We start from the raw sequence: 7,024 nt of genomic DNA on the forward strand, positions 1-7,024 counted from the left end.
GGAAGATCAACGAAACGGTCGCCGTGCTCGCGGTGAGCAGGCCGAGCACGCTGCCGCGGTTCCTGTCGAAACAGCGGTTGACCACGGTGACGCCGAGCACCATCGCCATCGTGCCGGTGCCGATGCCGGCGAGCACGCCCCAGGTCAGGATCAAGCCGAGCGGCGTCGTGACGAAGGCGCTGCCGCCCATCGCTGCGGCGAGCAAGAGCAGCGCCGCGACCATCGTGCGGCGGATGCCGAAGCGCTGCATCGCCGCGGCGGCGAACGGTCCCATCAGGCCGAACAGGGCGAGGCCGATCGACACGGCCAGCGTGATCTGGTCGCGGCTCCAGCCGAAGTTCTTTTCCAGCGGCACGATCAGCACCGCAGGCGTCGCGCGGATGCCGGCGACGACGAGCAGGGTGAGGAAGGTCAGCGCGGCAACGACCCAGGCATAGTGCAGGCGACCTTCGAGGGCGGCGGCGAGGCGGCGGCGGAGCATGCGGGATTCCTGTTGCGGCAACATCAGCCGCGAGCGGCGAAAAAGTATATAATCAGCGTATGTACACCTTGTTTTGTGAGTATATACACCCAATTCTTCGCAGGCAAGACCGATGACGAAAAATTCACCCATGTCTTCCGAACGGCGACGAACCGAATGCGTCTGCATCAACCTGCGCCGCATGTCGCGCGTGGTCAGCCAGATCTACGACGACGCGCTGGCGCCGGCCGGGCTGAAGATCACCCAGTTCTGCCTGTTGCGCGCGATCGAGCGCCTCGGCCCTGCCTCTGTCGGTGCGCTCGCCGACGATCAGGAGCTCGACCGCACCACGCTGACACGCAATCTGGCCTTGCTCGAGCGCGACGGCTTGATCGAGCAGTCACCCGGGGCGGACAAGCGCATGAGCGTCGCGCAGCTCACGCGCGCCGGCAACGCTGCGATCGCGCGCGCGCTGCCGCATTGGGAAGGAGTGCAGAAGGAATTGCGCCGGACGCTGGGCGCCGAAACGCTGGCGCAACTGAGCTACATACACGCGAAGATCAGCGGCGTGGCGAAAGCGAGTGCCAGCTAAGCGCTTCGCATCCGCACGGCGCCACGGCACACGGGTCTGTCCGATGCGCGGTCAGACGAAACCGCGCGCTAGAAATTCAGCCGGTCGCTGCAGCCAGTTGTCCGCGGGATACGTACAAGCGCCGTCGATTGCGTGCAGCGTGTAGGCGTGGCGCGCCTGCGCTGAGCGATTCGCTTCGGACAGGTGCGGGAAGCAGCCGTTGAACACGATCAGCGTGCCGGCGGGCACTTCGAGCCACTCGAGCGCGGACATGTCCCATTCGATGGCGGCGTCGAGTTCGTCCGTGGCGAGCGTGCCGTCGGCCTTGCTGTGGAACAGTTTCTTCAAGCCCTTGCGATGTTCGCCCGGAATGCCGCCGAGGCAGCCGTTGCCGCGGTGTGCATCGTCGATCGCGAACCAGTAGCCGATGACCGACATCGGCTCGGTGTAGAGATAGGTCGAGTCCTGGTGGCAGACGACTTCGCCGCCGATGTTCGGCTGCTTGAAGATGTACATCGACTGCATCACGCGCGGTTGCGCGACGCCGAGGCTCGCGCTGACGGCCTGCAGTGCCGGGCCTTTCGAGAACGCCGAGAACACCGGGTCGAGGTCGTGCATCGCGTGGCCGAGCTTGTTGACCGCGAGCGGCAGCGGGTAGGCGAGCTTGCCGTCGACGTCGAACGCTTCTTCCTCGAAGAACACGCCGATGCCGGTCGCCGACTCCATGAAATAACGGCTGTCGAGATGTTGCGGCGCCTTGGTCGAGAAGATCGTGCCAGCGGCGCGCGGGCCGTGCTCTTCGACGAGCGTGTTGGCGCGTTCGCGCAGGCGTTCGCATTCCGCGCGGCTCTTGAATCCGTCGATGATCAACACGCCGTCGCGGTGGAAGGCTTCGACCGCTTCCCGCGGCAATTTGCCGTCAGGCAGCGGTTTGCAACGGGTGATGGGCATGGCGATCGGTTCTCGGCGAGGTCAGTTGCGCAGTTTGTAGCCAGTGCGGAAGATCCACCAGACGATGGCCAGGCACAACGCGAGGAAGCCGAGGATCGCGGCGAGGCTGACCGCGACGTCGACATCGGCCTTGCCGTAGAAGCTCCAGCGCATGCCGCTGATCAGATAGACGATCGGGTTGAACAGGCTGATCTTCTGCCACAGCGGAGGCAGCATCGTGATCGAGTAGAACGCGCCACCGAGGAAGGTCAGCGGCGTCATGATCAGCATCGGCACGACCTGCAGACGCTGGAAGCTGTCGGCCCACAGGCCGATGATGAAGCCGAATAGACTGAAGCTCAACGCGGTCAGCACGAGGAAAGCGAACATCCAGAACGGATGTTCGATGTGGTACGGCACGAAGCAGCGCGCGGTGATCAGGATCAGCGTGCCGAGCATCAGCGACTTGGTCGCGGCCGCGCCGACGTAGCCGATCACGGCTTCGAACGCCGACACTGGCGCCGAGAGCAGTTCGAAGATCGTGCCGGCCCACTTCGGCATGTAGATGCCGAACGCGGCGTTGGAGATGCTCTCGTTGAGCAGCGGCAGCATGAGCAGGCCGGGGATGATGAACGCCGCGTAGTCGACGCCGTCGACGTTGCCCACGCGCGCGCCGATCGCCGCGCCGAAGACGATGAAGTAGAGCGAGGTCGACAGCACCGGCGACAGCATCGATTCTAGCAGCGTGCGGAAGGTGCGCGCCATTTCGAATTTGTAGATCGCGCGGATCGCAGGGAGATTCATGGCTCAGCTCCGCAGCAGCGACACGAAGATGTCTTCGAGCGAGGACTGGCTCGAATGCAGGTCCTTGAAATCGATGCCGTGTGCGCCGAGACTGCGCAGCAGCTCGGCGATGCCCGTTTCGTCGGTCTGCGTGTCGAAGGTGTAGGTGATCGCGTTGCCGTCGGCGGACAGTTCGAGCGGCAGCGAAGCAAGCTCGGCGGGAATTTGTTGCAGTGGCGTCTGCAGCGCGAGTGTGAGCTGCTTCCTGCCGAGTTTCTTCATCAGCACGGCCTTGTCCTCGACGAGGATCAGTTCGCCCTTGCGGATCACGCCGATGCGGTCGGCCATGTCCTCGGCCTCCTCGATGTAGTGCGTGGTCAGGATGACCGTCGTGCCGTTCTCGCGCAGGCGGCGCACCATCTGCCACATGTCGTGACGCAGCTCGACGTCGACGCCGGCGGTCGGTTCGTCGAGGAACAGGATGCGCGGCTCGTGCGCGAGTGCCTTGGCGATCAGCACGCGGCGCTTCATGCCGCCGGACAGGGTCATCACCTTGGAATCGCGTTTTTCCCACAGCGACAGGTCGCGCAGCACCTTTTCGATGTGCGCGGGATTCGGCGCGAGCCCGAACAGGCCGCGGCTGAACGTCACCGTCGCGATCACGCTCTCGAACGCGTCGGTGTGCAGCTCCTGCGGCACCAGGCCGATCTTCGCGCGCGCGGCGCGCCAGTCGCGCACGATGTCGTGGCCGTCGGCGACGACGCTGCCGGTCGTCGCGTTGACGATGCCGCAGACGATCGAGATCAGCGTTGTTTTGCCCGCGCCGTTCGGCCCGAGCAGGGCGAAAATCTCGCCGCCGCGGATGTCGAGGTCGACTTTCTTGAGCGCCTGCAGGCCGCTCGCGTAGGTCTTGCTGATGCCCTGGATCGAAACGATCGGTTCGGAACTCATGCCATTTTCTCTTGCTCGTCATTTCGCCTCTTGCTGGAACGACGAGCGGAGAGGTGTTTTTTCGACGTGGCCCGGTAAATTTCTAGAAGTCCGCCGCGCCCGGCACGCGCGGATACGGGATCGCGTCGCGGATATTCGCGAGGCCGCAGACATAGACGACAAGGCGCTCGAAGCCGAGGCCGAAGCCCGCGTGCGGCACCGTGCCGTAGCGGCGGAAGTCGCGATACCACTGGTAGTGCGCGGGGTCGAGCTTGAACTGCTGCATGCGCGCATCGAGCACGTCGAGGCGCTCCTCGCGCTGCGAGCCGCCGATGATCTCGCCGATGCCCGGCGCGAGCACGTCCATCGCGGCGACCGTCTTGCCGTCGTCGTTGAGGCGCATGTAGAACGCCTTGATCGCCTCGGGGTAGTTCATCACGACGACCGGGCGGCCGACGTGCTTCTCGGTGAGATAACGCTCGTGCTCGGTCTGCAGATCGGTGCCCCAGGCGACCGGGTATTCGAATTTTTGCCCGGAGTTCTGCAGGATCTTCACCGCCTCGGTGTAGTCGATACGCTCGAACGGCGCTTTCACGAACTCCTCGAGACGCGTGATCGCGGATTTCTCCTGGCGTTCGGCGAAGAACTTCATGTCGTCCATGCGCTCGGTCAGCACGGCTTTGAAGATGTACTTGAGGAAATCCTCGGCCAGCGTCGCGTCGTCGTTGAGGTCGGCGAATGCGATCTCGGGTTCGATCATCCAGAACTCGGCGAGGTGGCGCGTGGTGTTCGAGTTCTCGGCGCGGAAGGTCGGCCCGAATGTATACACTTTCGACATCGACAGCGCGTAAGCCTCGACGTTGAGCTGGCCGGAGACGGTCAGGTAGGTCTCCTTGCCGAAGAAATCCTTGTTCCAGTCGATATGGCCCTTGTCATCGCGCGGCAGGTTGAGCATGTCGAGCGTGGAGACGCGGAACATCTGCCCAGCACCTTCGGCGTCACTCGCGGTGATGATCGGCGTGTTGATCCAGAAGAAGCCGCGTTCGTGGAAATAGCGGTGGATCGCCTTGGCGATGCAGTCGCGCACGCGCGTGACCGCGCCGAACGTGTTCGTGCGCGGGCGCAGGTGGGCGACCTCGCGCAGGTATTCCATCGTGTGCGCCTTGGGCTGAATCGGATAGGTTTCCGGATCCTCGACCCAGCCGACCACTTCAACCTTGGCCGCCTGGATCTCGAACGCCTGGCCCTTGCCCTGCGAAGGCACGAGCGTGCCAGTCGCGATCACCGCGCAGCCGGCGGTCAGGTGGGCGATTTGGTCGGCGTAGTTCGGCAGCGTGTTCTGCGCGACGACCTGGATCGGATCGAAGCAGGATCCATCGCTGACGTTGACGAAGGACAGACCGGCCTTCGAATCGCGGCGCGTGCGCACCCAGCCGCGCACGGTGACTTCGGCGCCGGCCGCGATGGAACCCGACAATGCTTGTTGAACGCTGGCGATGGACATGCCTTGAAACTCCACGGATTTTGGCCCAGATATGGGACAGGAAAGGTGCGAATCATAACGGAAGCTGTCTTCCGCGACGCTCCGGCGCACGCTTCCGGGTTTGCCCTGTACAATGGAAAACGCATGAACATCCAGCTCACCCCCGCTGCGCGCACGCGTATGCAACAGTTTCTCGGCACGCATCCCGAGGCGGCGGGCGTGCGCTTCGGCGTGCGCAAGACGGGTTGTTCGGGCTACGCCTATGTCGTCGACATCGCCGATCGCGTCGCCGCGAACGACCAGGTGATCGAGCAGGACGGGGTCAAGCTCGTCATCGATGAATCGAGCCTCGCCTTCGTCGACGGCACCGAGATCGACTTCGCGCGCCAGGGCCTGAACTCGGCCTTCGTGTTCCGCAATCCGAACGTGACCGGCGAATGCGGTTGCGGCGAGAGCTTCACCGTCGGCTGATGCGGAGCGCGAGTGCCGCCATCGCATTGCTGTGCATTGCGCTGGTTTCACCGGTACTCGCTTTTGATCCACTGCAAGCGGACGACCGCGCGCCGGCCTCGGTCGAAAGGCGCGTCAAGGACGTGATCCATCGCCTCGGTGTCGCGATCAAGGCGAAGAACCTCGCGGGTTTCCACGACAGTCCGGTCATGTCGGCCGCGTTCGCGCAGCAGGTGTCGGCGGCGCAGATGGCGGCGGCGTTCAAGCCGTTGATCGACGGCGGCGTCGACCTGACCACGCTCGACAAGGCGCATCCGCAGTTCGACGGCATCGCCCAGGTCGACACCGACAACCAGCTGATCGTCAAGGGCGGCTACGCGAGCGATCCGCCGACCTTGTTCGAGATGCGTTTCGTGCGCGAGGGCGACAAGCTCGGCTTGAGCTTCGTCGACGTGCATCTGGCCGTGGCGCCGAAATCGGATGCGGCGGGCCTGCGCGCGATCCTGGCCGATCCGCATCCGGCGAAAGGCGTTGCGATCGCACCGGCGGAAATGCGCGCGGTGCGTGCCGCGATGCATGCGTTCGGCGTCGCTGTGAACCATCGCAACATGGACGAGTTCCTCAAGTCCGACATCGTCTCGCAGTACTGGCGCGAGCATCAGACCGCGGCCCAGGTCGCCGCCGACTATCGCACCACGATCGCGACGCGCGGCGACTTCACGATGCTCGATCCACTCGAGCCGGTCATCATCGATGCGCCCGGGAAGAACGCCCGCGGGATCACCGAATTCACCGGCTATTACGGTGCGCCCGACGCACGCATCGGATTCAAGATGGGTTTCGTCGACGAAGCCGGTTCCCTGCGCCTGATCAATTTCAGCATCGCCCCGCCGCGGCGCGCAGCGGCGAAGTAGACGAAACCGCTCGCCATACGGATACTGCGCGACTATCAACGGGGTAGGGGCATAGTGATGGAAACGGAGACGCGCACGGACGTCGTGCCGGCGGTTCGTCATGACGAACGCACGCACGAATCCGCGCTGCACAGCATGCTGCCGCATCTACTCCGCCTGCTGCGGCGCGAGCCGGCGCTCGGCATCACGCTCGCGTATCTGCTCGTCGCGATGGCCGGGATTTTCTACAACTACCGTTTTTACGCGAAGTTCGACATCCCAGTGCTGGGCTTGTCGCAGATCAGCGACTTTTTGACCGCCGGCATCCAGCATCCAGTCGCGCTGGTGCTCGTGCTGTCGACCTTTCCAATCATCTGGTTCTTCGATCGGATGAATGTGCGCATGCGACGCAAATACCAGCAGCTCGTCGAAGCCCTGCGTGCCAAGGAAAAGATGTCGTGGCGCGAGCGCCTGCGTCTGCGCTGGCTCGACTGGCAGCTGACGTCGAACAACCACATGTGGGT

General features: G+C 64.1%; 8 protein-coding genes and 1 pseudogene. 4 read left to right on the forward strand and 5 right to left on the reverse strand.

The window, feature by feature from the left end; genetic code table 11:
• Window positions 1-481: MFS transporter (locus VF497_RS02550; RefSeq protein WP_330885954.1), on the reverse strand; the 481-nt coding region annotated here is incomplete at its 3' end.
• A 130-nt stretch (window positions 482-611) separates the two neighbouring features.
• Here VF497_RS02550 and VF497_RS02555 point away from each other — a divergent pair.
• Window positions 612-1,052 (forward strand): MarR family winged helix-turn-helix transcriptional regulator, encoded by a 441-nt coding sequence (locus VF497_RS02555; RefSeq protein WP_330885956.1) that lies wholly within the window; start codon window positions 612-614, stop codon window positions 1,050-1,052.
• 51 nt (window positions 1,053-1,103) lie between these two features.
• Here the strand turns inward: VF497_RS02555 and VF497_RS02560 are convergent, their stop codons facing one another.
• From VF497_RS02560 to asnS, 4 genes are all read right to left on the reverse strand, one after another.
• Complete coding sequence (locus VF497_RS02560; RefSeq protein WP_330885958.1) at window positions 1,104-1,982, reverse strand: phytanoyl-CoA dioxygenase family protein; 879 nt, start codon at window positions 1,980-1,982, stop codon at window positions 1,104-1,106.
• A gap of 21 nt (window positions 1,983-2,003) precedes the next feature.
• Entirely contained in the window at window positions 2,004-2,765 is a 762-nt protein-coding gene (locus VF497_RS02565; protein WP_330885960.1) for an ABC transporter permease, read from the reverse strand.
• Window positions 2,766-2,768: 3 nt separating this feature from the next.
• Window positions 2,769-3,695: an ABC transporter ATP-binding protein gene (locus VF497_RS02570; RefSeq protein WP_330885962.1), complete on the reverse strand. Its 927-nt coding sequence runs from the start codon at window positions 3,693-3,695 to the stop codon at window positions 2,769-2,771.
• Between the two features lie 82 nt (window positions 3,696-3,777).
• Window positions 3,778-5,178, reverse strand: coding sequence for an asparagine--tRNA ligase (gene asnS / locus VF497_RS02575; RefSeq protein WP_330885964.1), 1,401 nt, complete (start codon window positions 5,176-5,178; stop codon window positions 3,778-3,780).
• A 123-nt stretch (window positions 5,179-5,301) separates the two neighbouring features.
• Here asnS and VF497_RS02580 point away from each other — a divergent pair, with 123 nt between their 5' ends.
• The 3 genes and pseudogenes from VF497_RS02580 to VF497_RS02590 form a co-directional block, all read left to right on the forward strand.
• Window positions 5,302-5,628, forward strand: coding sequence for an iron-sulfur cluster assembly accessory protein (locus VF497_RS02580; RefSeq protein ID WP_330885966.1), 327 nt, complete (start codon window positions 5,302-5,304; stop codon window positions 5,626-5,628).
• Window positions 5,628-6,521: a hypothetical protein gene (locus tag VF497_RS02585; protein WP_330885968.1), complete on the forward strand. Its 894-nt coding sequence runs from the start codon at window positions 5,628-5,630 to the stop codon at window positions 6,519-6,521. Before VF497_RS02580 ends, VF497_RS02585 begins: the two co-directional genes overlap by 1 nt.
• A 57-nt stretch (window positions 6,522-6,578) precedes the next feature.
• Window positions 6,579-7,024 (forward strand): annotated as a pseudogene (locus tag VF497_RS02590) (hypothetical protein); the annotation flags it as partial.

The organism is Rudaea sp. (assembly GCF_036383415.1).
Lineage (GTDB): Bacteria > Pseudomonadota > Gammaproteobacteria > Xanthomonadales > Rhodanobacteraceae > Rudaea.

Bases quoted from the DNA above. Each gene is read 5' to 3' on its own strand.
- VF497_RS02555 (WP_330885956.1), top strand. From the start codon at position 612: ATGTCTTCCGAACGGCGACGAACCGAATGCGTCTGCATCAACCTGCGC.
- VF497_RS02560 (WP_330885958.1), bottom strand. From the start codon at position 1,982: ATGCCCATCACCCGTTGCAAACCGCTGCCTGACGGCAAATTGCCGCGG.
- VF497_RS02565 (WP_330885960.1), bottom strand. From the start codon at position 2,765: ATGAATCTCCCTGCGATCCGCGCGATCTACAAATTCGAAATGGCGCGC.
- VF497_RS02570 (WP_330885962.1), bottom strand. From the start codon at position 3,695: ATGAGTTCCGAACCGATCGTTTCGATCCAGGGCATCAGCAAGACCTAC.
- asnS (WP_330885964.1), bottom strand. From the start codon at position 5,178: ATGTCCATCGCCAGCGTTCAACAAGCATTGTCGGGTTCCATCGCGGCC.
- VF497_RS02580 (WP_330885966.1), top strand. From the start codon at position 5,302: ATGAACATCCAGCTCACCCCCGCTGCGCGCACGCGTATGCAACAGTTT.
- VF497_RS02585 (WP_330885968.1), top strand. From the start codon at position 5,628: ATGCGGAGCGCGAGTGCCGCCATCGCATTGCTGTGCATTGCGCTGGTT.